Source organism: Streptomyces anulatus, assembly GCF_014650675.1.
GTDB classification, from domain to species: domain Bacteria; phylum Actinomycetota; class Actinomycetes; order Streptomycetales; family Streptomycetaceae; genus Streptomyces; species Streptomyces anulatus.
On the sequence record NZ_BMVK01000010.1, the window covers coordinates 262,713 to 286,043 of the forward strand.

The 23,331-nt window shown below is 70.0% G+C and carries 21 protein-coding genes and 3 pseudogenes; 11 read left to right on the plus strand and 13 right to left on the minus strand.

Going from position 1 to position 23,331, the window contains the following annotated elements:
• Both IE272_RS24700 and IE272_RS24705 read left to right on the plus strand, forming a co-directional pair.
• On the plus strand, window positions 1–1,185 hold the full coding sequence (locus IE272_RS24700; protein ID WP_050363123.1) for a sensor histidine kinase: 1,185 nt from the start codon (window positions 1–3) through the stop codon (window positions 1,183–1,185).
• A 1-nt stretch (window position 1,186) separates the two neighbouring features.
• Window positions 1,187–1,861, plus strand: coding sequence for a response regulator (locus IE272_RS24705; protein WP_050363124.1), 675 nt, complete (start codon window positions 1,187–1,189; stop codon window positions 1,859–1,861).
• A 123-nt stretch (window positions 1,862–1,984) separates the two neighbouring features.
• Here IE272_RS24705 and IE272_RS24710 read toward each other — a convergent pair.
• Window positions 1,985–2,886 (minus strand): annotated as a pseudogene (locus tag IE272_RS24710) (LysR family transcriptional regulator).
• 159 nt (window positions 2,887–3,045) lie between these two features.
• Between IE272_RS24710 and IE272_RS24715 the strand changes: the two are divergent.
• Window positions 3,046–3,867, plus strand: coding sequence for an EamA family transporter (locus tag IE272_RS24715; protein WP_190008079.1), 822 nt, complete (start codon window positions 3,046–3,048; stop codon window positions 3,865–3,867).
• A 37-nt stretch (window positions 3,868–3,904) separates the two neighbouring features.
• Here IE272_RS24715 and IE272_RS24720 read toward each other — a convergent pair whose 3' ends face one another.
• The 9 genes from IE272_RS24720 to IE272_RS24760 form a co-directional block, all read right to left on the minus strand.
• Window positions 3,905–4,699 (minus strand): alpha/beta fold hydrolase, encoded by a 795-nt coding sequence (locus IE272_RS24720; RefSeq protein WP_190008021.1) that lies wholly within the window; start codon window positions 4,697–4,699, stop codon window positions 3,905–3,907.
• Between the two features lie 15 nt (window positions 4,700–4,714).
• Window positions 4,715–5,131: an ester cyclase gene (locus IE272_RS24725; RefSeq protein WP_050363128.1), complete on the minus strand. Its 417-nt coding sequence runs from the start codon at window positions 5,129–5,131 to the stop codon at window positions 4,715–4,717.
• A 275-nt stretch (window positions 5,132–5,406) separates the two neighbouring features.
• Window positions 5,407–6,438, minus strand: a complete 1,032-nt coding sequence (locus tag IE272_RS24730; protein ID WP_190008023.1) for an endonuclease/exonuclease/phosphatase family protein — start codon at window positions 6,436–6,438, stop codon at window positions 5,407–5,409.
• 180 nt (window positions 6,439–6,618) lie between these two features.
• A complete protein-coding gene (locus IE272_RS24735) occupies window positions 6,619–7,146 on the minus strand; it encodes a DinB family protein (RefSeq protein WP_050363129.1) in 528 nt (175 codons plus the stop codon).
• A gap of 164 nt (window positions 7,147–7,310) precedes the next feature.
• Window positions 7,311–7,925 carry a TetR/AcrR family transcriptional regulator gene (locus tag IE272_RS24740; protein ID WP_190008026.1) on the minus strand — a complete coding sequence of 205 codons (615 nt, stop codon included), beginning with the start codon at window positions 7,923–7,925 and terminating at the stop codon, window positions 7,311–7,313.
• Between the two features lie 58 nt (window positions 7,926–7,983).
• Window positions 7,984–9,663, minus strand: coding sequence for an ATP-binding cassette domain-containing protein (locus IE272_RS24745; protein WP_190008027.1), 1,680 nt, complete (start codon window positions 9,661–9,663; stop codon window positions 7,984–7,986).
• A 188-nt stretch (window positions 9,664–9,851) separates the two neighbouring features.
• The gene (locus tag IE272_RS24750) at window positions 9,852–10,415 is read right to left on the minus strand and encodes a GNAT family N-acetyltransferase (protein ID WP_073959131.1); all 564 of its coding nucleotides are present in this window, start codon (window positions 10,413–10,415) and stop codon (window positions 9,852–9,854) included.
• 230 nt (window positions 10,416–10,645) lie between these two features.
• Complete coding sequence (locus IE272_RS24755; RefSeq protein ID WP_190008029.1) at window positions 10,646–11,488, minus strand: response regulator transcription factor; 843 nt, start codon at window positions 11,486–11,488, stop codon at window positions 10,646–10,648.
• 505 nt (window positions 11,489–11,993) lie between these two features.
• Complete coding sequence (locus tag IE272_RS24760; protein WP_190008031.1) at window positions 11,994–12,158, minus strand: hypothetical protein; 165 nt, start codon at window positions 12,156–12,158, stop codon at window positions 11,994–11,996.
• Window positions 12,159–12,762: 604 nt separating this feature from the next.
• On the opposite strand from IE272_RS24760, the gene IE272_RS24765 reads away from it, so the two are divergent.
• Both IE272_RS24765 and IE272_RS24770 read left to right on the plus strand, forming a co-directional pair.
• A complete protein-coding gene (locus IE272_RS24765; RefSeq protein ID WP_050363135.1) occupies window positions 12,763–12,972 on the plus strand; it encodes a hypothetical protein in 210 nt (69 codons plus the stop codon).
• A gap of 132 nt (window positions 12,973–13,104) precedes the next feature.
• Window positions 13,105–13,719: a restriction endonuclease gene (locus tag IE272_RS24770; RefSeq protein ID WP_190008033.1), complete on the plus strand. Its 615-nt coding sequence runs from the start codon at window positions 13,105–13,107 to the stop codon at window positions 13,717–13,719.
• A 235-nt stretch (window positions 13,720–13,954) separates the two neighbouring features.
• Here IE272_RS24770 and IE272_RS24775 read toward each other — a convergent pair whose 3' ends face one another.
• Window positions 13,955–14,476 (minus strand): hypothetical protein, encoded by a 522-nt coding sequence (locus tag IE272_RS24775; RefSeq protein WP_190008035.1) that lies wholly within the window; start codon window positions 14,474–14,476, stop codon window positions 13,955–13,957.
• A 278-nt stretch (window positions 14,477–14,754) separates the two neighbouring features.
• On the opposite strand from IE272_RS24775, the gene IE272_RS24780 reads away from it, so the two are divergent.
• The 5 genes and pseudogenes from IE272_RS24780 to IE272_RS24800 all read left to right on the plus strand — a co-directional run bounded on the left by IE272_RS24780 (window position 14,755) and on the right by IE272_RS24800 (window position 19,772).
• Window positions 14,755–15,519, plus strand: a complete 765-nt coding sequence (locus IE272_RS24780; RefSeq protein WP_098891598.1) for a class I SAM-dependent methyltransferase — start codon at window positions 14,755–14,757, stop codon at window positions 15,517–15,519.
• A gap of 323 nt (window positions 15,520–15,842) precedes the next feature.
• The gene (locus IE272_RS24785; RefSeq protein ID WP_190008037.1) at window positions 15,843–16,403 is read left to right on the plus strand and encodes a hypothetical protein; all 561 of its coding nucleotides are present in this window, start codon (window positions 15,843–15,845) and stop codon (window positions 16,401–16,403) included.
• A gap of 334 nt (window positions 16,404–16,737) precedes the next feature.
• The gene (locus tag IE272_RS24790) at window positions 16,738–17,325 is read left to right on the plus strand and encodes a TIGR04222 domain-containing membrane protein (RefSeq protein ID WP_190008039.1); all 588 of its coding nucleotides are present in this window, start codon (window positions 16,738–16,740) and stop codon (window positions 17,323–17,325) included.
• A 1,027-nt stretch (window positions 17,326–18,352) separates the two neighbouring features.
• A pseudogene (locus tag IE272_RS24795) lies at window positions 18,353–18,967 on the plus strand (hypothetical protein).
• Window positions 18,968–19,007: 40 nt separating this feature from the next.
• Window positions 19,008–19,772 (plus strand): maleylpyruvate isomerase family mycothiol-dependent enzyme, encoded by a 765-nt coding sequence (locus tag IE272_RS24800; protein WP_190008041.1) that lies wholly within the window; start codon window positions 19,008–19,010, stop codon window positions 19,770–19,772.
• Window positions 19,773–20,346: 574 nt separating this feature from the next.
• Here the strand turns inward: IE272_RS24800 and IE272_RS24805 are convergent.
• Window positions 20,347–20,859 carry a hypothetical protein gene (locus IE272_RS24805; protein WP_229897594.1) on the minus strand — a complete coding sequence of 171 codons (513 nt, stop codon included), beginning with the start codon at window positions 20,857–20,859 and terminating at the stop codon, window positions 20,347–20,349.
• 31 nt (window positions 20,860–20,890) lie between these two features.
• On the opposite strand from IE272_RS24805, the gene IE272_RS24810 reads away from it, so the two are divergent.
• The gene (locus IE272_RS24810) at window positions 20,891–21,484 is read left to right on the plus strand and encodes a hypothetical protein (RefSeq protein ID WP_190008043.1); all 594 of its coding nucleotides are present in this window, start codon (window positions 20,891–20,893) and stop codon (window positions 21,482–21,484) included.
• Between the two features lie 254 nt (window positions 21,485–21,738).
• Here IE272_RS24810 and IE272_RS24815 read toward each other — a convergent pair.
• Window positions 21,739–22,574: pseudogene (locus IE272_RS24815) on the minus strand (condensation domain-containing protein).
• Window positions 22,575–23,331: the final 757 nt, after the last annotated feature.

Sequence of the window (23,331 nt, forward strand, 5' to 3'; positions counted from 1 at the left end):
GTGAATCAACGGCCGCAGCCCGACACCGCGTTGACCGTACCGTCGCTGCACCGGTGGAACGCCGTCTTCTGGGTGCTGCTGGGCGTGGTCCCGCCGGCCCTCGCGGTCGCCGACGCACCCGGTACGACGCGCTACCCGGTGCTGGGGCTGCTGGCCGTGCTCGCCCTGTCGTACGGGGCGGTGGGGCTGTTCCCCGGCAACCCCGCCCTGCGCCCCCGCCCCTACCTGTACGTACTCGTCGTGGGCCTCGGAGCCATGTCGTACCTGCTCGACGGCAGCGCGGCGCTCTTCGTGGTGACCCTGCCGCACTTCTGGATCTACACCGCGAGCGCGCGTGCCGCGATCACCCTGAGCGGCCTCGCCGCGGCGGGGGTCGTGGCGGGCAACGTCGTACGGCAGGGCTGGGACGGAGAGTTCTTCACCGGCAACGTGATCTTCACACTCATCGGGTACGCGGCAGGCGTGCTCATCGGGCTGGGGGTGCGCCACATCACCGAGGACGCCGACGAGCGGGCCCGCCGCCTGGGCGCCGAACTGGAGGAGGCGCGGCTCCGGCTCGTCGAGGCACACCACCGGCAGGGAGCGGCCGACGAGCGCGAACGTCTCGCGCGGGAGATCCACGACACGCTCGCCCAGGGATTCGCGTCCATCATCGTGCTCGCGGAGGCGGCCAGATCCGGTCTGGAGACCGACCCGGGCAGGAGCGGGAAACATCTCCTCGCTATCGAGAACACCGCGCGCGACAACCTCGCCGAGGCGCGCGTCCTCGTCGGTTCGGCCCCGCGGAGCGGCGTCGCCGCCGGCTCGGTGGCGGACACCCTGCGACGGACCCTGCGGCGGTTCACCGAGGACACCGGGACCGGCGTCACCGCCGAACTGCCGGACGTCACCTGCGACCAGCAGACCCGGATCGCCCTCCTGCGGTGCACCCAGGAGTCCCTCGCCAACATCCGCAAGCACGCGGCGGCCTCCACCGTGGAGGTGGTCCTCACCGCGCAGCCGTACGGGATCGAGCTGGAGATCACCGACGACGGTGCGGGCTTCGTGACGGAGGACTCCCACGGCTTCGGGCTGCACGGAATGCGCAAGCGCCTGGCCGAGCTCGGCGGGGAGCTCACCGTCACCAGTTCGGTCGGCGACGGCACACGTGTCCTGGCCATGATTCCCACCGACGGGCAGGGCTGAGATGACCGACGGGCCGACAGCCGACAAGAAGCTCCGGATCCTCGTGGCGGACGACCACACGGTGATGCGCGCCGGGGTCGTCGCCCTGCTGGCGGACGAACCCACCATCGAGATCGTCGGCGAGGCCGAGGACGGCAGGGCGGCCGTCGGACTCGTCGAACGGCTGGAGCCCGACGTGGTGCTGATGGATCTGCGGATGCCCGTCCTCGACGGGACGAGTGCCACCGCGGAGATCGTCGCCGGGCCCGCCCGGACCCGTGTGCTGATCCTGACCACGTACGAGACCGACGCGGAGATCGAGCGGGCCGTCGAGGCGGGCGCCATCGGCTACCTGCTCAAGGACGCCACCCGCGAGCAGCTGGTGGACGCCGTCCACTCCGCGTCCCGGGGCGAGACCGTGCTGGCTCCCCGCGTCGCGGCGCGGCTGGTGGCCCGGATGCGAAGGCCCGCGCCGGTGACGCTGACGAGACGGGAGGTGGACGTGCTGGGCGCGGTGGCGGACGGACTGTCCAACGTGGAGATCGGCCGTCGGCTGGTCATCGCGGAGGCGACGGTGAAGACGCATCTGCTGAGGGTCTTCGCCAAACTCGACGTCGGCGACCGTACGCACGCGGTGGTCAGGGCACTCGACCTCGGTCTGCTGGAAGGGACCCGGGGGAGAGCGGACGGCGGCTGACCTCGTTCCCGGCCGACGACAGGCAGGCGGACCGCCGGCCACCGGATGTCGAGCGGCGCGGCTCATGGGCGGCTCCCGCTGGGAGTCCGGCGCAGGACCCGCCGACGGAACTGCTCGCACCGGTCAGTCGCGCGAGCGGCGAACGGGCCGGTCCTCGCGGTAGAGGCCCGTGGCGAGGGCGATCGCGGTGCGGGTGGCGGGGTGGGTGGTGCGGGCGCGCCAGATGAGGTGGACGGACACCGGCTCGGCGCCTCGGAGGGGACGGTAGGTGATGCCGTCGCGGCGGTACTGGGCGGCGGTCGCCTGGGGGGTGAGGCCGACGCGGCGGCCGGTGGCGATGGCGGCCAGCCAGTCGTCGATGTCCTGGGTGAACTCGACCGTCGGCCGGCCCTGCTCCGGCCACAGATCCAGGGCGGTGGTCCCCGTGCGGCGGTCGATGGCCAGGACGCGGTTCGGGATCTCGTCCAGGCGGACACTGCGGCGGCGGGCCCAGGGGTCGTCGGACGCCATGGCCACGTAGCGGGCCTCGGTGCCGATCCGGGCGTGGACCACGGTGTCAGGTCGATCGGAGCACGGATGACGGCGAGGTCGCACAGCCCTTCGGCGAGGCCCCCGGTGGGGGTGTTGTGACGGATGAGGCGCAGGTCGGTCCCGGGGTGCTGTTCGTGCCAGCGGCGCTGGAACTCGGTGGTGTGCCGGCCGAAGGCGGACCAGGCGTGACCGATGAGCAGACGGGTGTGCCCGGTGGTGGCCTCGCGGACGAGTTCTTCCGTGCCGGCGAGCAGGACGCGGGCGCGGGCCAGCGCCCGCACCCCCGCGGCGGTGGGGGCGACGCTGCGACTGGTGCGGTGCAGCAGCCGTACCCCGAGAAGACTTTCGAGGCCGGCGAGGGTGCGGGACACGGCGGCCTGCGACATGCCGAGAGCGTGGCCGGCGTCGGTGAAACTGCCGGTGTCCACGATGGCCACCAGGCACCGCAGGTGCTTCAGCTCCAGAGCCCCCGCCGCACTCCCCGACTCATCCATACGCCCATCGTATAGACGGGTGTGCCGATGCATTTTGCGCAGGGCGACGGCTCTCCCATCGTCGGTGGCATGAACCTCGATATCTCTCCGGCCGCGACGCCCCGTTCCACCGGAGCCGACGGGGCGGCGCCATCACGGGGCGCGGGGCGCGGAGCCGGTGTGGCTCTGATGCTGGGCAGCGGCCTGTCCAACCAGACGGGTGCCTCCGTCGCGGCGCAGGCCTTCCCGGTGATCGGGCCCGCGGGGGTGGTGGCGGTACGCCAGTGGGTGGCGGCCGTCATCCTCGGCGCCGTCGGCCGGCCCCGGCTGCGGCATTTCACCGCCGAGCAGTGGCGTCCCGTCCTGGGCCTCGCCCTGGTGTTCGCCGGGATGAACCTCTCCCTGTACACGGCGATCGACAGGATCGGCCTCGGGCTGGCCGTCACGCTGGAGTTCCTCGGCCCGCTGACCGTCGCCCTGGCCGGCTCCCGCCGCCGTGTCGACCTGGTCGCCGCCGGGGCAGCGGCGGGCGCGGTGGCCGTACTCATGCGCCCCACGCCCTCCACCGACTACCTGGGCATCGGCCTGGCCCTGCTGGCGGCGGCCTGCTGGGCCTGCTACATCCTCCTCAACCGGACGGTCGGGGCCCGGCTGCCCGGCCTGGAAGGCTCGGCCGCCGCGGCAGCCGTCTCCGCCGTGCTCTACCTGCCCGTCGGCGCGTGGGTGCTGTGGCACCATCCGCCCACGCCCGTCGCGCTGGGCTGCGCCCTCATCGCCGGGGTGCTCTCCTCGGCGGTGCCGTTCCTGGCCGACCTGCTGGCGCTGCGTCGTGTCCCGGCGCACTTCTTCGGGGTGTTCATGAGCGTCAACCCGGTCTTCGCCGCCCTGGTCGGCCTCGCCGTCCTCGGGCAGCGGCTCGACGTCCTCGCCTGGCTCGCGATCGCGGTGATCGTCGCCGCGAACACCGCCGCCGTCTCCACCGCCCGCCGGAGGACCCCGTGAAGACCACGGCTACGTCCTCCGCGCGCCCGGCCTGTCCCTACGGCAGCGGAACCGTGGTGAGGAAGTCCAGGACGAGCGGGCTCGCGACGGCGCGGTTCTCCTCGAAATAGGCGTGCCGCGCCCCGGGGATCAGATGCAGACGGGCGCCGGGGACACGGTCCGCGAGCAGCGGGGCGTTGGCGGCCGGGTTGAGCAGGTCGTCGGTGCCGTGCACGACCAGCGTGGGTGCGCCGATGCCCGGCAGGAGCTGCCACGCGTCGTGCTGGTTGCCGGCCGCCAGGTGACACCGTCGGGCGTGGGCGGGCATTCCCGGGTCGCCGAGCGTCCGGTACGGTCCGGGGTTCGCCGCCAGCCACGCCGGGGTGTACATCAGCTCCAGCAGGGCCTGCCGCGCCGCACCCGGTTGCGTCTGCGCCAGGGACCTGCGCACGTCGTCGGTGCGTTCAACGGCGTGCGGGCCGCCGGGCGATGTGCACCCGAGCACCAGGGCGCGTACCCGGTCCGGATGGCGCGCCGCGAGCTGCTGGGCGACCCGCCCGCCCATGGAGGTCCCGTAGACGTCGGCCCGCTCGACACCGAGGGCGTCGAGCACCGCGATCGCGTCCAGGGCGAACAGCTCGGTGCTGTAGGGCAGATCGGGCTTGTCGCTCGCCCCCGTACCCCGGTAGTCGAACGTCATGGTGCTGCGGTCGCCGTGGAAGTCGTCGCGCACCGAGTCCCACCAGTGGTGGTTGTTCGACTGGCCCGCCAGGAGGAGCAGGGGCGCCGCCGCCCCTTCGCCCCGGACCTGGTAGGCGATACCGATCCCGTCGGGCGTCATCGTGTGCGGCATACGGATCCTCACTCCTCATGGGCCGGTGGCCGGAGGAGCACCGACCTGTTCGAGCGCGCCGGCCAAATCGTAGTTGAACCAGCTCTCGGCGATCCGGCCCTGCTGGAACCGCAGCGTGACGTGGCCGGTCGTCTCGAAGGCTCTGCCGCTGGGCGGGTTCCCCCGGTAGTCGCCGGTGTGCCGGCCGTGGATGACGAAGCGGGCGCAGACGAGATCGCCTTCGGCCACCAAGCTCTGTGCGGTGTGCGTGACTTCGAAGGCCTCGCGGACCTCTCGGTACAGGCGCCTGGCCTCCGCGAGGCCCACGGTCTCCTGCTCCATGTTGGGGTCGTGCTCGGTGTAGTCGGCGGTGCAGTGGTGTGCGTAGACGGACTCGCGGTCGTCGTCGGCGGACTCTTCCAGGAATCGGCGGGCAAGCGTTTTGGTGTCCATGCCCCCGTTCCTACCTCCCGTGACCGCTTCGGCCGCGCCCCTTCACCCTCTGCCCGGCGGTTTCCTGGGCTGCCCGGTCGAATCGGATCGCAGCAACACGAAGTGGTGCCGTCCCGGGCGGCGATCGCCGCCGGACGGCGCAACACGTGCCGGGGCCGGAGCCGGAGCCCGTACGAGGTCTCGGGTCGGGCGTGAAGCGCCGTCGCGACGGGGGACACCGGGGCGAGCACCGCCCCGACGCCGCGCACGCTGCGGAAGGCCGAACCCCACGAACATCATCGACTGCGCTGCCGGTCCTTCTCGGGCAGCAGCGCGAGCACCGCGACGACGGCTCGATGATCGGTTCCCGGCACAGCGTGCTCGCTGACGGAGACCCCTGCCAGGCCGGGACCGTGCAGGACGTGATCCAACTGGACCACCGGTGGGACGAGGGCATGGCCGACGGGCCACGTGGGGGCCCACCCGTGGCCGAGCTCGGCATGCGTGTCGGTGAGGCCGGCCGCGAGCAGGTCCCGCATCGGGGCGTGGTCGAGGGAGGCGTTGAAGTCCCCCAGGAACACGGTGTCCGGGCCGGCGCGCCCTGCCAGGGACGCCAATGCGGCCATGTCCCGGGTCCACCGCTCCGGGCTCCCGAGGGGGTAGTAGGTGTGCACCGCCATGAACCGCACGTCGCGGCCGCCGACCGCGACCTCGGCGAAGGTCTGGGGCCAGGCGGTGTCAGCGTGCGTCGTGCCGGCGTCGGTGAGCGGGAGCCGCGAGTAGATCGAGGAGTCGTACTCGGGGCGGAGCTCCTGGTGCGGCAGCAACGCGTCCAGGCCCGCCCTGTCGAGGGCTTCCACGCCGCCCGGCGGCATTTGCTGCACAGCCAGAACATCGATCCGCTCCGTGCGGACCAGCTTCACCACTGCCTGGGCGTCGGCGGCGCCCCCGTTGGTGTTGATCGTGGCCACGCGCAGCTCGACCGCGTGCGCCGGCACCTGCCGGCCATCGGGCAGGAACCGTGGTGCCAGCAGCACCGCGTGAGCGAGCACCAGGGCTGCGGCGCCGGCCAGGACCCATCGGGACCGCAGCACGGGAACAGCGGCGATCAGCAGCAGCACCAGCACGCCGATGACGGTCGTCCAGGGAAAGAGCACCATCGGCATCGCCAGCGGTGTTCCGGCGTCGAGGCCCGTCAGCCGGACAACGAGCAGAGCGGCGGGCGCGGTGAGCGCGACCCCGCAGCCCAGCAGCCCCCAGCGCCGTCCGCGACCACCGGCCCGCCGCCGGCTCGCATCGCCCGGAGCTTCCGCAACCGTGTCCGTCACCCGTCCCCATCCCGGATTCGTGCCCGGCGGAACGAACGTGATCACCGGATCCCGGGTCGAAGACGTCTGCACACGCCGTACGGTTCCGTCGGCCTGCCGGACCGGGGCCCAGCCGAGCGGGAGACCCGGCGCGGAGCAGGCGAGCAGGCGGGCGGGAGCGGAGGGTGTCAGTCTCCCGTATCAGTCTCCCGTCACACCGTCGGTCCGCTCGCGCAGAAGATCCGCGTGGCCGTTGTGGCGGGCGTACTCCTGAATCATCACCATGTAGACCCAGCGCAGACTGAGGGGAACACCGTAGGAGGACATGAACGACGTGTCGAGGTCCTGACCGGCCGTCGCCTTGTCGCACGCCTCGACCTCAGCCCGGAACAACGCGAAGTCCCTCGCCGCATCGGCCGCGCAGACGCCTTCGAACCCCTCGTCCCCGTCGGACGGACCGCTGAAGACGTCACCGACGGCTTCACCTGCGAAACTCCGCCGGAACCACCACCGCTCGATCTCCGCCATATGCCGCACCAGACCGAGCAGGCTGAGGGTCGACGGCTCGACGGCCGCCCGGGCCAACTGCACCGACTCCAGTCCCGCGCACTTGGCCAACAACGTCTCTCGATGCCAGTTCAGCCAGCCCTCCAGCATGCGGCGTTCGGCCGCGATGCCCAGAGCGCCCAACTGCTCACCGCGTACCACCGGCGGCGCTGTCCATGTCATGGCCCCACCGTGCCCCACCCGCGAACAGGGTTCAAGCAGGTTGTTGTTGCGCGGTTGTGAGGGATCAGGTTCCACCGGTCCACTGTCCGTGGGTGCTGGGTGCTGGGTGCTGGGTGCTGGGTGCGCAGGAGCCGCAGAAGTTCCTGGTCCGTCGGACGGGTGGGTCACCCCTGGTGACCGTCGCGTCCGGTCACCAGCACCGAGCGGAGATGCGTCCGCAGCGTCGTGCGAAGACGTTCGGCGCCGAGTGAACCGTGCGGTGTCACGGCGTCGATGACCAGACCTCCCAGGATCGCGATGAGCCGTTCCGCCTCTTCGGCCGGCCCGGGAACACCGAGAACATCCAGGGCCTGCGTGATCACCTGACGCATGTCGGCGGCCATCTGCTCGGTCACCGGACGGAACACCGGATTCACTCGCGCCGCAACGATGAACTCGGTCAGCACGATCGACTCGACGCGGCGTTCGTCGTCGAGCGGAAGGAGCTCCTCCAGGAGGGCCTGCAAAGCATCTACGGCAGCTTCGCCCTCAAGTCCGGCCAGAGTGTCGGTCGAATACCGGGTGAGCCTCTTCCCCATGCGGTCGCCGACAGCGGTCGCCGCAGCGACGAGGAGATTCCGGTGATCGTCGAAGTAATGACGTACCGACCCGATGTTCAGCCCCGACTCGACGGCGACCTTCCGTAGTGATAGACCGGTGAGGCCTTCAGCGACCACGAGGCGAAAAGCTGCCTCGATAACATCCTTGCGACGCTGTTCGAGGTCAATCCGAGCTGGCATTCCCCCAAAATATCACAGCTGTGACAAGAGTGGCCGGTTTCTGTCGGGCCGGCACGGTTCACCCGCGTCGGCGCACGACACGTTTCTCGTCCCACACCGGATCGGACGACTCGTAGACGGTGCCGTCGGAACCGAACACCAGGAACCGGTCGAAGTCCCGTGCGAACCAGCGGTCGTGCGTCACCGCGAGCACGGTCCCCTCGAAACCGCGGAGCGCGTGCTGCAGCGCCTCGGCGGAGACGAGGTCGAGGTTGTCGGTGGGCTCGTCCAGCAGGAGCAGCGTCGTACCGCCGAGTTCGAGCAGGAGGATCTGGAAGCGCGCCTGCTGCCCCCCGGACAGCGAGTCGAACTCCTGCTCCGCCGCGGCCGCCAGTTCGTAGCGCGCCAGCACCCGCGAGGCCTCCTCGCGCGGCAGCCCCTCCCGGCGCTCGTCCCCGCGGTGCAGGATGGAGACGAGCGTACGGCCGGCGAGGTCGGGCCGCCCGTGGACCTGCGCGAACCAGCCGGGACGCACCCGCGCACCCAGCCGTGCCGCGCCCCGGTGCGACACGGGCTCGACCGGAAGGTCGCCCACCGGCTCGTGTTCGGGCTCGGGGGCACTGCCGCCGGCGGCGAGAAGGCGCAGGAAGTGGGACTTGCCCGATCCGTTGGAGCCGAGCACGGCGACCCGGTCGCCGAACCGGACCTCAAGGTCGAACGGCTTCATCAGTCCGGTGAGTTCCAGGCCGGCACAGATCACGGTCCGCTTTCCCGTACGCCCGCCGCGCAGCCGCATTGCCAGATGCTGTTGGCGCGGCTGAGCGGGCGGCGGACCCATGCTCTCGAACCGGTCGAGTCGAGTCCGGGCGGAGCGGTAGCGCGAGGCCATGTCCGAGTTGTAGGAGGCCTTCTGCTTGTACATCTGCACGAGAGCCCTCAACTTGGCGCGCTCCTCGTCCCAGCGGCTGCGCATCTCGTCGAACCGCTCGAACCGCTCGGTCCGCGCCCGGTGGTAGGTGTCGAAACCGCCCGGGTGGACCCAGGAGGTGTTCCCTGCCGCGCCGAGTTCGACCGTGATGATGCTCTTCGCCGTGCGCGCCAACAGCTGACGGTCGTGACTGATGTACAGGACGGTCTTCGGGGTCTCCAGGAGCCGGTCCTCGAGCCACCGCTTTCCGGGGACGTCGAGGTAGTTGTCCGGCTCGTCGAGCAGCAGTATCTGGTCAGGGCCCCGCAGGAGTGCTTCCAGTACGAGCCGCTTCTGCTCGCCGCCCGACAACGAGCCCACCGCGCGCTGCTTGCACCGCTCGAAGGGCACGCCGAGGGCCTCGGTGGTGCAGACGTCCCACAGCACTTCGGCGTCGTAGCCACCGGCGTCACCCCAGTCCGCCAGCGCGGCCGCGTAGGCCATCTGTGCCTTGGTGTCCGTGCTCGACCCCAGGATCGCTTCCGCCGTGTCCACGGCAGCGGCGGCACGGCGGATCCGGGGATCCGCCACCGATAACAGCAGATCGCGCACCTGGTCGCCCTCGCGGGCGATGAACTGCCGCATGACTCCGAGGCTTCCGCCTCGGCTCACCGCGCCACCGTGCGCCGCCAGGTCTCCGGCGATGATCCGCAGCAACGTGGTCTTGCCGGACCCGTTGGCGCCGATCAGGGCAGCCTTGGCCCCTTCCCCGACCCGGAACGAGATCTCGTCCAGCAGAACCCGGCCGTCCGGCAGCCCGTAAGAAACAGAGTTGACATCGAAATATCCCACGAGCGCGACGTTATCACGGGCGTGATAGAAGGTATCTGTAATTTACCTGCCCCTACCCCTGCTGCCCCTGTCCCTGCCCCTGCCCCTGCCCCTTCCTGAGTCTTTGCGGCTACAGTGCTGTGCGAAATCCCTGAAATTGACCGGTGTCGACCGGCCGGGAATTGCACTGGCGGTGGGGAGGGGTGACGTCAGCTCGGATACGGGGTGGTTGCGGAGTACTCGTGGTCGAGGATGGAGTGGGTCACCGAGTCCTGCCAGCGGCCCCCGCGTCGGACGTGCTCGCGGATGCGGCCCTCCTCGACGAGCCCGGCGCGTCGCATGGTCCGGGCGGAGGCGATGTTGTGCGGGGAGCGCGCGCCCCAGACCCTGTGCAGGCCGAGGTCCTCGAACGCGCAGGCGAGGAGAAGCCGTACGGTCTCGGTGCCGTACCCGTTGCCCCACGTGTCGGGGCGCAGGGCGAAGCCGAAGGTCGCGGCGCCGGGCTGGTGGGGGTCCAGGGCGAGGCGGCCGAAGCCGATCAGCCGCCCGTCCCCGTCGCCGGTGACGGCCAGGGCGTACTCCTGGCGCGGGTCCATGGCGGCGGAGGCGATAGACCGGGCGACGATCGCGTCGACGTCGTCGCGGGTCCGCGGGTCGAAGGACATGTGCTCGGTCGCCCGGGCATCGCCGTAGATCGCGAACAGGCCCTCGGCGTCTCCGGGTTGGAGCTCGCGCAGGTGGAGGCGCGGGCTGTGACGGCTGATCGGATACATGGCAGGACTCTACGGGCGGCGAGATGGGCGGGGGAGCGGCGGAAGGGAACGATGTCGGTCACGCGCTGGGCGCAGACGACGTGGCGACGGAGCTGCGGCTACCACGGGCTCGGCGTTCCAACAGCAACACAGCAACACAGCAACAACAGCGGAACAGCGGGAGCCCAGCGGGTAGGCCGGCGGCCGCCACCGGGCGAGCCTGCGACGCCGCTGAGACACATCGGGCCCAGCTACTTCTCCTCCGCACGGTCCTGCGCGCGGGACCCGTCGTGCAGGGCGTGTGTGTGACCGTAGCCGGTTGATGCGGCTGCGGGCTTGGGGGACGGGGGCAGTGCAGGCGTGGTGGGGGAGCGGTAGAGGTAGCCCATGCCGCGGACCGAGACGATGGACCCGCCGCCCACCGGTGTTGAGTCGAGTTTGCCGCGCAAGCGGGACACGGTGAACTTGACCCGGTCGCGCGCGCCCGGACTCGCGGCACCCCAGCCTGCTTCGAGGAGGGTCCCGAAGTGCTGCACCGCTCCCGTACGGCGGACCAGGCGGTCGAGTACGCGGAACTCGGTCCTGGAGAGCGGCAGGGGTACGCCCGCGGCCCATGCCTGCTGTTGCAGGGAGTCCAGCCGCAGCAGCCCGTCGTCGTACACATCCCCGTCCCGGCGCTCGGCCGCGCGGTAGCGGTACAGCACGCGCCTGATCCGGGCATTGATCTCCCTGGCCTGGCACGGCTTGACGATGTAGTTGTCCGCACCGGTCTCCAGGCCGACGATCACGTCGATGGGGTCGCTGCGTGCTGTGAGGTAGATGACCGGGACGTCGCTGACCCTACGCAGCCTGCGCAGCACCTCCATACCGTCGATGTCCGGAAGCATGACATCGAGCAGGACCAGGTCGGGGCGCTGCAGATAGGCGCTGCGCAGCCCGGCACGTCCTGTGCCCTCGCCCAGGACTTCGTAGCCCTGGCGAGTGAGCGCGAGGCACAGAGCCTCCCGGATTGCGTCGTCGTCCTCCACCAGCAGCAGCCGGGTCGGCTGTGCCGGCTCCTCCTCCTTCCGGCCCGTCTTCCCCGGCACAGGCACCGGCGCAGGAGGCTCGGCTGGTTCGGCGAGCCCGACTGTCACGAGTTCGGAGGCGGGTACGCGCTGATTGAGCAGGTACTGGGCCGTCACGGTGTAGCAGGAGGAACAGAACGGGAACGGCGCACCGCTGACGAACAGGGTGTACTCCGCGGGCCTGGGGCATTGCCGGCCGGCCAGTTCCGCCGTACAGGGCCCACCGCGCCGGGAGAGAGGGGCGGCATCGCGCACACGGGCACGCCGCCCTGCGGACCGGCAGGTGCTCGAGCAGTACCGGCGTGGGCGTCCCGCCCTGCGCGCTGGGGGCAGAGCCCGGCCGCAGGCGCGACACGACCCTGTATCCGCGGACACGGACCAACTCCTTCTCAGCCAGCACGAAACACTTTTCGTGCTCCTGGCGGGGAACCATGGACCGACACTCCTTGGCTCCCGCCGCCAAATGCGGTTACCTGGAAGGGCCGTAACGAAGAGAGGGCCCGGCCGCCACCGCGGCGACCGGACCCAGGTGTCAAGGTCGCTCAGGCTTGCCGGCGTTGACGACCATGTCACCCACCGCTGTGAGGGCCCTCGCCACACCGGCGAGGGCCTGCGTGTCGGTCAGGAACGCGACCGCCTCGACCACACACAGCACGGTACGCACCCCTTCCCACCACTCACGCTGCGAAGCGCCCACTAACGGCCACCATCTCCGCGACAACGAAGGCTGGACCGACCCGGAACCAGGTTCCGGCTCGGCGTCCTCCTCGCCGTCCCCACACCGACCGTCACGCATCGAGGCCTCCTTCCGACGGTGCTCGCGACCTTCGCGGGCCGTCGCGACACGCACGCGGCGGTCGGGTCGTCAGAGGCAGAACCTGATGCATCGTGACCGGCGTAACGGGTGGTGCGTTGCCCACCGTCTCGCGACGAACGACGAGACGGCAAGCACACACAATCAAGGTAGTAACCAAGGGAAAGGGACGCCCGCACTGCGACCTCCCGGCTCTGCGGCGGAACCTCGCGAACCGGACTGGTGGTCAGCGGCCCGCTGTGCGACTGCTGGTGATGGGCCTGCCTGCCGTCGAGCCCGCCGCAGCGGCGACCCCGGGCACTCCGCCCCGAGTGCCGCGCCCGGGGGTAAGCAGGGGTCCCGGGTTCCTCACCTGCGGTTCACTGGCCGAATCCGGCCAACAGGTCACTTCACGTCATCATCCGGTGACTGGGCGGCGCGGCCGGGTGGGTTGCGGATACACAGGGGTCGTAACGAGACCGAAGGTGATCCGGGGGGCGGGGCGGGGATGCTGACGATCAATGGGGGAGTGCCGCTCGCCGTCGTGGCCCGCCTGCGGCTGCGCCGCCGCACCGGGGCCCGGAGCCGCAACGACGAGAAGCTCACCGTGATCGTCGTGCTCGCTCTCGGCGTCGTCATCGCCCCGACCCCGGTGGGCGAAGGGATCCTCAACTTCTTGGGGCAGCTCGCCACCGGTATCACCGACTCCACCCGCTGAGCCCTTCGGAGCCGCCCGATGGTCACCCGCCGCCCCGCCCGCCGCCGCCCCGCACCCCGGCGGAACACACGACATCCCGCGCCGCGCCGCCGGTCCGTCCGCTCCCGCCGGCAGCGGCAACGCGATGCCCAGGTGACGGTCGGCGTCGGTGCCCTGGCCGTCGCCGCGTTATGGGCCCTGGTCTCCTGGCTTCTGGTGAACTGGTGGATCCTGATCGTGCTGGGAGCCGTCGCGGTGACCGCCGGAGCCGGGTGGATCCACCGCCGACAGCAGCAGCTGGCCTGGGGTCGCGTGCGCCAACAGGCCCTGCGCTACGGGCTCCCGGAGCTCGACGCCCTGCACCACCGCGACTTCGAGTACGCGGTGCGGGACCTGATGCTCCGCGACGGGTGCGCGGATGCCCGGCAGATCGGCGGGGCCGGGGACAACGGAGCGGACGTCCTGGCCACCGACCCGCTCGGCCGCACGTGGGTCATCCAGTGCAAACACAGGAAGGACGGAGACCGCGGTTCGGCCGTCGGCACTCCCGACCTCCAGCGGGTCAACGGCACCGCCCGCCAGCTCTACGGCGCGGACATCGTCCTGGTCGTCACCAACGGCCGCTTCTCGGCCCGGTGCCCACCGCTGGCCACGCAGCTGCACATGCACCTCGCCGACAGGAGAACCCTCGCCACCTGGGCCAGCGGCTCACGCCCCCTGTGGGAGCTCCTGCCGAGGATCCCCGCTCCCCGGAGCGGCCATCGCTGACATCGACCTGGACGCCGGACGTCTCTCGACGTAGCGCTGGGCCACGCCAGCCCTGGCGTGGGCAGGGCTCGCTTCACGGGGTGGGTACCGCATTGCCGTGGTGCCGTGCCGTGGGAGCGCCGGTGGGCGACGTTGGACCTCATCGCCAGAAGGACATCCCTTCGCAACCGGACGACGCGTCAATAGATCCTCGGACCGCTGTCGGTAACCGGGACCGGCTGGTCGACCCCGACCTTCACACGGTGGGATCCACATTCCACACCTCCGGCAGATCGCTGTCGCAGAAGACGCAGACGAAGTCGTTCTCGCGCACGATGTTGTGCTCCTGGCAGCCAGGACACCTCCGGAACACCACCTCGTGGGTGAAGCCGGAGGGCCGCCCGAGCCCCGCGTCGTCCGGAGCGCTAGCGACCTCTGACCAGGAGTCGATGTCGGGGCAGTACCCGGTGGACTGGTTGCTGACCTCACTCACGGCCCACCCGTCCGCCTCGCGCACGAAACCGATCTCGCCGGCACCCAGAACCATGTCTCCGCCGGCGCAGGCCACGTGCTCGCTCCGCCGCGGCGCCAGCCGAAGCACACCGTCCGCGCCGACCACAAAGGTGAACGGCTCGGTCAGCTCCGCCGCGGATCGCCCAGCGATCCAGTCGCGGAATTCAGCTGCCGAGCTGATCCGGCACCCGCCGCTGCCGGGCCGGACCGCGGCCTTCAGCTCGACCGGTCCGACGTATCGGTAACTCCGCCCCCGCGCACTCACATCAGCCAACCTACGTGGCTGTCGTCATTCCGGGCTTGAGGGCGGTGCCTTGCTCGTCAGGCATGAGACCGGCGGCCTCGGGTAGCGGCGCGCACGGACCGGACCGCCTTTTGGCGTGGACACCCTTCGGACCACCAAGACGCCCTGCTTTCACGCACAGCGGCCGCTGCACTCACCCGATCGAGACTCCCGTTCGGCCGGCGCCTCTCAAGATCGGACGGCCAAGCCGCTGAGTACTGCAGAGCGCTGTCTGCCCCACTCGTGTGAGGATGGTCGACATGTCTGCTCGTGCACTGAGCTTCGGCGCAACCGCGGAAGCCTACGAAAGGTTCCGGCCGGGGTATCCCAAGGAGCTCTTCGACTTGGTGATGACGTACGCGGGCCGGCCGGTCCGGACGGCCCTGGAGATCGGTGCGGGAACAGGCAAAGCGACCCGCCTGTTCGCTGACCATGGGGTCGCGGTCACGGCGACGGAGCCCGACACCGCCATGCTCGCCGAGCTGAGCAAGTCCGTGCCCGCGAACGTGACGACCGTGCGGGCCGCGTTCGAGGACCTGCGGCCGGGCGAGACCTATGAATTGGTCTATGCGGCGGCAGCGCTCCACTGGACACGCCCGGAGGGTCGGTGGTCAAGAGCGGCTGCGCTACTGGAACCGGAGGGTGTGTTCGCCTCATTCGGTGGCCAGGTTCAGCTGGCTGACCCGGCTGTCGCGGAGTCTGTGCGTGCGGCGCGGGCGCCGTTCCTGGAAAGCGACGAGGTTCCGTCTCCCGATGGGACCGATCCTGATGAGGAGATGCAGTGGCCGGGCACGGAACTGCACCGGTCTCCGTTGTTCCTCGACGTTCAACAGTCCGTCGTCGGGCGGCGCTTGACGGCGAGCGCTTCTGACTACGTGGGCTACCTGTCGACGGTCTCGGCGTATCTCCAACTGCCGCAATCGAGGCGACAGCAGGCGTACGACGCAATCACGCGGGTTCTTCCCGAGACAGTCGAGATCGCCGCCGACATCATCGTCCATCTCGCGCGTCGACGATCCGAGTAGGGGCGACCCTCGCGGGGACCACGGGCGAGCCTGAAGCGACGATCGGTGCCGAGACGACCATGTACGCCGATTTCTCCTACCCGGCACCCACCGTGGTCACCCGATAGTGAGGCTTCCGTACGAGCACCACCGCTCAAGATCGGAACAACAACAACCCCAAGGGCTGAACCCCGGAATCCGGTGCTGGGCTGGGGAACCACTACCCCGGGCGGGTGGTGGTGGCTGCTACTGCCTGGTACTTGCGTTCGGTGCCCGCCCCGGGAAGAGTTTCACGGACGCCGTTCGGGGCGAAGTCGCGGGGCAGGGGCCGAGAGATGTGTGTGATGGATGCGGCGATCAAAGAGGCCGCCGTTGCCAGGTTCCTCCGCGACTATCCCGACATGCGACGAGCTGTATGCGACCACCCCGCGCTGCGTGGCTGTGCTGATGTCGCTTGGACGCGGATTCCGGGGTGCCCTGCCGGGGTCCCGGCCCTGCTCCACGCTCTCCTGGATGAGATCGCCGGCCCCGCGGCTCTGCCCGTGCTGGAGAACGTCCTGATGAACAGCGTCTTCCACATGAGCGCCGTGATGCCGGCCGTTCTGCCCTTCCTGATCCGCCTGGCAGCTGTCCCTGACATCGCGGTGCGGTCCGACCTGGTGGAACTCTTGATCGTCGCCGCGGAGCTGTCCCTACCCGTCGATGCCGACGATGAACGACAGGTGCTGCTGTTCGGGAAGGACTCCGATCACCCGGAACGCGAGTGGTGCAGGGCCGCCTTCGCCGCACACGCTTCCGACCTGCGCGCGTTGCTGAAGGAGGGGACCCTTCCGGACGCACTGATCAGCATGGACGACCGCGAGTCCCTGCTCAGGGCTGTGGATCCGCAGCGCTGCCCATCCTGACCGCCAGCAGGCCGGCACTGCGGCCCGTGAAGAGGTTTCCGGTGTGACCACCTGCTGGCGCCAACCGCCGCACCGCCGCCCAGCGAGCCTTTCCGATCGCAGCACTACCGCTTGCTTCAACTACCAAGGTCTCGGCCGACAGTGCGGGAACCCGCTCAGGGCATCCCGGCCGGAGACCTGCACTTCACGTTCCGACCCAATACGTTCGTCGGCAAGGTGGCTTGTGCTGCTGCTACCTCAAATGAGGCTCTGAATTCTGCCGATTCCGGGGCAGGCGGATCGCGTCGGGGAACGATGACCGCAACGGGGTGTGTCGGGTCAAGGGGGAAGCGGCATGACGCGGACATGGAGACGACGCAGGGCAGAGGGCGCCGACGGAGCGTTGGACCGGTACGCGTACGCCTTTCTCGCGGGTGGTCGGCGGCGCGTGGTCGAGAGCGCCGTTGTGGCGCTCACCGAGCAGGGGGTGCTGTCCCTGCGCGCGACTCGACTCCGTTCCACGGGCGAAGCCCAGTCGACGCATGCGGTCGAGCACGCGGTCATCGCCGCGTGCCCCCGCAGCAAGCGCGTTGAGGAAGTGATCGATACCGTCGGGCGCTCCCAGCCGCTCGATGACCTTGCCCGACGACTGGTGTGCCTCGGTCTGCTGAGCGGGAGGCGGCAGCGAACCACCCGCGCGGGGCGGCGGCTCCTGGCTGCCGCCGCATCCGAAGGAAGTCTGCCCAGGTACGTACTCGAAGGCCCGGCCGTTCTCGTTACTGGCCCTGTCCGGCACGGACTGCTCAGTGCCACCTCGATTCCCGACGGCCTCGGCCGCACCCTCCGCCGTATGGGAAAGGCGCTGGACGACGATCACAGTTCATCGACGGATAGCGCTCCCGGCGGAGGCATCGGGTGTGGTGGCTCGTCGGGCGGCGATTGAGCTATGAGGCTTTTTCGGGCCGGCCGTTCCCTCCGTAGTAGCCCGTTCTGGCTCAACGGGATCTACTCGGGCGATTCCCCAGATGACTGTGACCAGCCTTCGCGGGGCGTGTGCTCGTGCGGCTGGGCGAGGTGAGACCGGCTCCCCGCTCGGAGGAGGCGAACCCGCCCGCCGTACCTTTACGGCACCAGCGAACTCAAGTACCACTGGGCCCGGCACATCTCCGACGTAGAAGCCCGCGCGGCCCCGATCCACGGGACGTACTTCTCGTGTCATGCGGACAGCTGACAGCGGTCATTACGGCCGGGTCGGACAGGGCTCCGACGGCTGGGGCAGCCGGGTGACGCGGACGTCACGGTGCCGTTGGACTGCTCGCCTCCGAACCGGGCCCGCCCTCCTCGATCAGGAATCCAGGTGGTGGCGGAGGCACCCGCGGTCCCTGCTCCAGAATGCCGCGGAGGTGCGGTGGCACCGGAGCTTTGACCATCGGGCTTGCCGGACCACGCTCCGGGAAACAGGCCGCCTTGCCGCTGCTGACGTGCACCATCCCTATCTCCGGCGAGCCCCCCATGAGGGGTTCGTGTTCATACTCAGTCTCTTGTTCACAGTTGACGCAACGCATGTGTCATCCCTGTTCCTGGGCCGGGAACCGCAGAATCGGGGCTCCTTGGTCCGCCGGCGGCGGCTTGATGTTCCTGGGCTCGCGCAGAGCCCACTACTTGGTCGTCGACGTTCCCCAGGCGGTTCCCCAGGCAGTTCCACGGGAGGCGCCGCCGCCGCTTGCACGGCGCGGAGCGGAGCACATCGCGCCGCCGTGCCGCATCGTAGGTTGCTGCGCACCGGCTCCGGCCCACCGCGGGCTCCCGATCTGGTTACGTTTTCGCGGCCGGGTCACGACGGAGGTGCGAAGCCGCCGCCTTCGGCGAACGGCTGCGACCTACAGCGACCGGCAATAGGTGTCGGCGAGGTGGCCCGGACGGCAGAACGGGCACGGTCCACGTGATCATGTAGTTCTCCACGCTCAGTGATCGCGAAGGACAGCCGTGCCGCGCTGCCATCCTGTCGGCCCGAACTCTTCTGGGACCAGTTTGCCGCGGGGCGCCCGCTCGGCTGCCATTGCCGCAGAATCCCCGACCGGACCGTGTTCGAACACGTGGTGCGCGCGCTGGTCCACGGCTCGGGTTAGGTGCGCCTGTCCAGTCCCGGATGGTCCGATCGCACCATCCGCCGACGGCTCAGTGGCTCTCCTCGGCCCGGCCCTCGAAGCGGCCATCGGACAGGTGGGCCCCTGCACGGGGATATGAAGGTCAACCTCGACCTCGACCTGGGCTAGGACAACAACAAGTCCCGCTCTCCGCGCGGGGAGTTGGGCTTCGTCGGTGAGATCGCCCGTAAGGGCGTACCCGCCCCGATCCAGGCCGGCAAGCGATGGACTGTGGAACAGACGCACTCGTGGTTGAACGGCTACGGCAAGCTTCGGCGCTGGACCGAGAGGAACGGTGCGGTTGTCGAGTTCTCCCCCCACCTTGCCGGGACTCTCGGCAGGCTCCGCATGCTCATCCGACGCTCGATGAGCCGCTACCGTTGGGACGGCCGCCCCACCACCGACGCCTCAAGTGGTCCATCTGCCGGTCGGTCTTAATCGAGTGCGAGAGTCCCGGACCGGGTGATACAAGGTCCGCGTGACTGATGATCTCTCCTTCCCCACCCTGCTGCGGATGATTGACGAGCGTTCCGCCGCGTTCCGCGCCGCCGTCGCCGCGGCTCCCAGCCTCGACGCCGATGTCCCGTCCTGCCCGGGCTGGACGCTGTACGACCTGGCGAACCACCTCAGTGAGGGGGACCGCTTCTGGGCCTACATCGTGCTGAACACCGCGCCGGGCGACGAACGGCCGAGCAAGGACGGGCTGCCGGCGCCCAGGGAGCGCGAGGAGCTCATAACCTGGCTGGCCGACTCGACGGAGCAACTGCTCACTGCTCTCCGCCAGGCCGGCCCGGACCGGGGCTGCTGGGCCTGGTGGGAGCCGCTGGCCTCGCCGCACACGGTGGCCGCCGTGGCCCGCCGCCGCGTCCCGGAATCGCTGATCCACACCTACGACGCCCAGCTGGCCTCCGGCACCCCGCAGGAGCTGCCGACGACCGAGGCGGCCGACGCCATCGAGGAGTTCCTCGCCACCGTCTGCACCGGCACGGTCCCGTGGCCGGGCGACCCCGCCACCATGGACTACCACGCAGCCGGGGCCGGCTCCTGGCGTCAGACGGTGGACGCCGCAGGCTCCCGCTTCACCCGCCTCACCGCGGCGGAGGCCGACGAGAGCAAGCCCACCGCTGCGATCTACTGCACGGCGAGCGAGATGGCCCTGCTCATGTACATGCGCATCCCGGCCGGCTCGCTGCGGATCGAGGGTGACGCCGACCTGCTCCAGAAGCTGCAGGACTGGGGCTGAGGCCGGCCGGCAGAGAGATCACTTGAAGCCCGAAGACGGCCCGAGGGAGGCGCGCATCGGCCACCGCCGCGACCTCGTCCGACCGGCCCCGCAGCACAACCTTCTGACCGTCGATGTCGGTGAGGGTGTACTCGTACTCGGTGAAGCCGGTCATGCCCGTGTGGCGCAGGTTGTTCTGGAGGACCGTCGTGCTGTCGTAGGGAACGGTGTGCACGCGAAGTTTTGAGCGGCGGTGAGGCCGTGCTCGTACAGGTCCAGCTGGAAGCCTTGGTTCCTCTTCGACCCACGGGAACCGTAGTCGTCCCAGGTGGATTCGGCGCGAACACGAGCTTCACCGACCGATACACGCGGGCGGAGCGGCCCACGCTTCCGGCGCGCACGAGCACTCCCATCGCGACGCGTTCCGGTCGATCACGGTGGCCGAACGGACCCTGGACCGCGCGATCAGCAGCTCGGAGGCGGTCGTCGGCAAGTACCTCCAGCCGTACGCTGCTGCTCCGGATCTCCGGCCTGCGCGTCGTCCCCGGAACGCCGTGGCCGTCCCGCCCCGAACGAGCCGAGAAGGGCGGGGCGGCTACCACTTGACCTGGTGGAAGCCCATCGTGCCGAAGGTCGTGATGTCCATCGCGTAGCTCCACAATGCGTACCGCTGCTGATCGGTACGGCGATAGGTCCTGCCGAAACCGTTGTCGAGAATCTCGGTCCAGCCGTCGCCCTGTCCGTAGTGCGCGAACAGCCGGTCATTGCGCCGCGATGCGTCCTCCACGGACTCCGCCGGGGTCCGGTAGATCACCTCATGCAGCCGGCCATGCCAAAGAGTGAGAAGCAGCCGGCCGCCGTCGACCACGTACGTGTCCGTGAGCGCGTCGGGAGCGTTCTCGTGAGGGAACGACGACTCGAGTTCGCCGGGGATCCGCACTTCGTCAGCGGCGCACAGCAACTCCAGCAACGGCAGGTCATCGGTGAGGCAGCCCATGAGGGGCCACCTTAGGGCGTGTCCCCGTTCTTCCGCTTGCAGCAGCGACGCGTTCTGGAGCAGGCCCAACAGTGCCAGTACGAGCTGTGCGACGGGGACAGGCTGCTCCACCTCCTACTTGCACATGGTCGACAATGAGCGCATGGACGTCCCTGATCTGCTCGAATCAGCCTCCCTGCTGGTCCCGGCGGAGACCGCCACTGAGAACGACATCACGGTGCAGGACATCTGGGACTACCTCGCCCACGACGAGTGGGAGATCGCCCTGGGCCTGCTGGAGGAACTCGGGGACGGCCGCTCGATCCCTCCGGCGCTTTGGGAGAAGCTCGCCGAAGCGGCTGAACAGCTCCGGATGGAGCGGAGCGCGGCCTGGTGCCATTGGCGGTGTGCCGAGATCCGTAATGGCGTGATCCGAGCAGAGCTGACGCTCCGCCCTGCTGGCGAGGGCCGACGCACAACACCGATCTCCGGCACCGGAGTTCTGCGCCCTATGTGGGACATCGGGGATCTCTCGCCCACCGGTGAACGTGCGGTCAGCATCGCCGCGCTCTGGGTTGAGAACATGCCCATCCTGGAGCCCGGCGGGCAGGCCTCGGTTCGCCTCGTGCCCCTCACCTCGTCCCACTGGACGCACGTGCGTCCCGGCCAGCGGATCACGATGCACGAGGGCCGGTCCGTGGCCGGGACCGCAGCCGTTTCGGAGGTTCATCGCCCTGCAGCCGTGCCCGGAGAGTGACGTGGCCGGGCACGGCTGCAGCGTGCCGACAGGCAACGGTGCCGGCTCGGGCGGGATGTCCGGGCAGGCTGCAGGGGGAGTGTCGAAGACGTCGATCTGCTCGCATGAGTACGGTCAGGGCCGCGACGGTCATGTCCAGGCAGCGGTCCATCAGGATGCCCACGGGCCGGCCGCTGCTGCCGGTGCGGAATAGTTGGTGGGCGAGCCTATCCGCCCGCAGCGCCCAGTTCCTCGTAGGTGAGCTGCCGGTCGTGCTAGAGGGCCGCGGGTGCGTGCGGGGTGCGCCGCCGCTGGGCCTCGAACGTCGCCTGGACCGGCGGCGGGTAGGCAGGGCGGGCGGCACATGCGCAGGTCCGGGTGACCACGTCGTACTCGTCCGAGCTCAGCAGCGGCGCCTCGGCGAGCGGCCGGTCGGGGTCGGCGCGCACGGAGGCCAGCATCGTGCGGTAGCGGTCGGCGATCCTGCGGGCGGTGGCCGGGGCGTACAGGCCCGTGGCGTAGTCGAGGAACCTGCGGAAAGCCTCGCTCTCGGCCGTGAGGTCGAAGCACAGATCGAACGTGGCCGTCCCGGAATGCGCGTACAGCCGTTCGGCCGTGGCGCCCGGCAGATTCAGCCCGGATTCGGGGCTGTCGTCGACTTGGACGACCGTCGGGAACAGCGGGAATCTGCCGGGCTGCCCTGCCGTGGCGGTACGCCGGACCGGCTCGCCGAAGGGAACGACGCGGTGCCGGACCAGATCGAGGACTTCGGGCCGCGCCGAGCGGACGAGATCCCGGAACGAAAGGTCGGCGCCCACGGCGAAGCGCAAGGGCATCAGGTCGGTGAGGCAGCCCATCACGGAGTCGAGGCCGGTGTTCCCTCGGAGGGACACGGGGTGCCGACGACGATGTCGTCACCGGTGCCGTGACGGTGGAGCAGAGGGACTGCCGCGGCCGTGAGAACGGTGAACGGCGTGGTGCGTGCGGCCCGGACGAACCGGCGTACGGCGCTGGTGACGTCCGCGTCGAGACGGAAGGCGATACGCGCCCCGTCCGTACTGAGCTCGGCGGGCCGGGGCCGGTCGGACGGGATCGTGCTGAGGTCCGGCACGCCGGTCAGCCGCTCCGTCCGGTTGTTGGAGGTGGTCCTCGTTCAGCGGGGTGTTGCGTTGGGCGTCCGCGTAAGTGCCGAGCTGCAGCGGTGGCGGAGCCGCCTCGGCGCCGGTGTCCGGCTGCCGCCGGGCCGGGAAGAAGCGGCTTAACTCCCGGTCCAGGAAGGCCAGTGACCAGTCGTCGATCACCAGATGGTGCAACAAGAACGGCCAGCACCCAGTCGTCGTCCGACAGGCGCAGCAGCGTCGACCGCAGTGGTCCGTCAGCCGGATCGAGCGGTTCCGCCGCGAGGGCGGCGAGCGGCTCGCCGAGGTCTGCGTCGGTCACACGCTCGCGGACGACCGGACGACCGGGCGGCAGGAAGTCACCGTGACGTGTTGCACCGGAACCCCGTCCTCCATGAGAAACCGGCTGCGCAGCGACTTGTGCCGCTCGATCACGTCGAGGAGCGCGCCCTCGACAGCGTCCGGGGCGACAGCACCGCGCAACCGGTATGCCCACAGCACTGTGTAGCAGAAACGCCCCCGACAACGCGTCGTTGATCCATATCGCCTCCTGCTCACCGGGCATCCGGTGGGCGGTGGTGTGACCGGCGGGCGTGTGCGAGGAGCCGGCGGCGGGCGGAGGAGTCATGAGCCGCTCCGTTCCACGGGGCGGACACCTCCGCGGCGACATCGGCCACGGCGTGCTCGCTTACCGGTTCCGGGTAGGCGACGACCTCGCACGGTCGTGCACCGCATGACGAGGCGGCCGCT

What these genes read in the sequence shown, in the direction of transcription:
- IE272_RS24705 (WP_050363124.1), top strand. Translation starts at nt 1,187, where the DNA reads ATGACCGACGGGCCGACAGCCGACAAGAAGCTCCGGATCCTCGTGGCG.
- IE272_RS24720 (WP_190008021.1), bottom strand. Translation starts at nt 4,699, where the DNA reads ATGCCGCACACGATGACGCCCGACGGGATCGGTATCGCCTACCAGGTC.
- IE272_RS24725 (WP_050363128.1), bottom strand. Translation starts at nt 5,131, where the DNA reads ATGGACACCAAAACGCTTGCCCGCCGATTCCTGGAAGAGTCCGCCGAC.
- IE272_RS24735 (WP_050363129.1), bottom strand. Translation starts at nt 7,146, where the DNA reads ATGACATGGACAGCGCCGCCGGTGGTACGCGGTGAGCAGTTGGGCGCT.
- IE272_RS24740 (WP_190008026.1), bottom strand. Translation starts at nt 7,925, where the DNA reads ATGCCAGCTCGGATTGACCTCGAACAGCGTCGCAAGGATGTTATCGAG.
- IE272_RS24750 (WP_073959131.1), bottom strand. Translation starts at nt 10,415, where the DNA reads ATGTATCCGATCAGCCGTCACAGCCCGCGCCTCCACCTGCGCGAGCTC.
- IE272_RS24765 (WP_050363135.1), top strand. Translation starts at nt 12,763, where the DNA reads ATGCTGACGATCAATGGGGGAGTGCCGCTCGCCGTCGTGGCCCGCCTG.
- IE272_RS24780 (WP_098891598.1), top strand. Translation starts at nt 14,755, where the DNA reads ATGTCTGCTCGTGCACTGAGCTTCGGCGCAACCGCGGAAGCCTACGAA.
- IE272_RS24785 (WP_190008037.1), top strand. Translation starts at nt 15,843, where the DNA reads ATGGATGCGGCGATCAAAGAGGCCGCCGTTGCCAGGTTCCTCCGCGAC.
- IE272_RS24790 (WP_190008039.1), top strand. Translation starts at nt 16,738, where the DNA reads ATGACGCGGACATGGAGACGACGCAGGGCAGAGGGCGCCGACGGAGCG.
- IE272_RS24810 (WP_190008043.1), top strand. Translation starts at nt 20,891, where the DNA reads ATGGACGTCCCTGATCTGCTCGAATCAGCCTCCCTGCTGGTCCCGGCG.